This is a genomic window from Enterococcus spodopteracolus (assembly GCF_030441955.1).
GTDB classification, from domain to species: Bacteria; Bacillota; Bacilli; order Lactobacillales; family Enterococcaceae; genus Enterococcus_B; species Enterococcus_B spodopteracolus.
Genome location: NZ_JARJHD010000149.1, coordinates 1 through 381, shown reverse-complemented (window position 1 = coordinate 381; position 381 = coordinate 1). Strand labels below are relative to the sequence as shown.

The following is a 381-nucleotide window of genomic DNA, read 5'->3' as shown; positions in this document are numbered from 1 at the left end:
CCTCCCTTTCTCTCCTTCTTCCCTCCTTTTTTCTCCTTCTCCCTCCTTCCCTCTTCCCCCCCTTTCCCTTTCTTTCCTCTCTCTCTTCCTCTTTTTCTTTTCTCCTTTCTTCCCTCCCTCCTTTCTTCCTTCTTTTTATTTCCCTTTCTTTCCCTTTCTCTCTCCTCCTCCTTTTCCTTCCCTCTTTTTCTTCTCTCTTTCTTTTTCTTTCTCCTTTTCCTCTCCCCTTTTTCCCCTTCCTCCCCCCTCTTTTGCTTTCTTTCCCTTCCCCTTCCTCTTCCTTTTCTCTTTCTTTATCAAAAACATCTCATATAAAATTAAAAAAAGTTTTTTTTTATTTTAATTTTCGTCCGAGTCTAAACCAAGAGCCAGATAAAAAAA

Annotated in this window: 1 protein-coding gene; it reads right to left on the bottom strand. The window is 40.2% G+C overall.

The window, feature by feature from the left end; all coding sequences use genetic code 11:
* Positions 1 to 135 precede the first annotated feature (135 nt).
* The gene (locus P3R27_RS15585) at positions 136 to 300 is read right to left on the bottom strand and encodes a hypothetical protein (RefSeq protein WP_301399216.1); all 165 of its coding nucleotides are present in this window, start codon (positions 298 to 300) and stop codon (positions 136 to 138) included.
* Positions 301 to 381 lie beyond the last annotated feature (81 nt).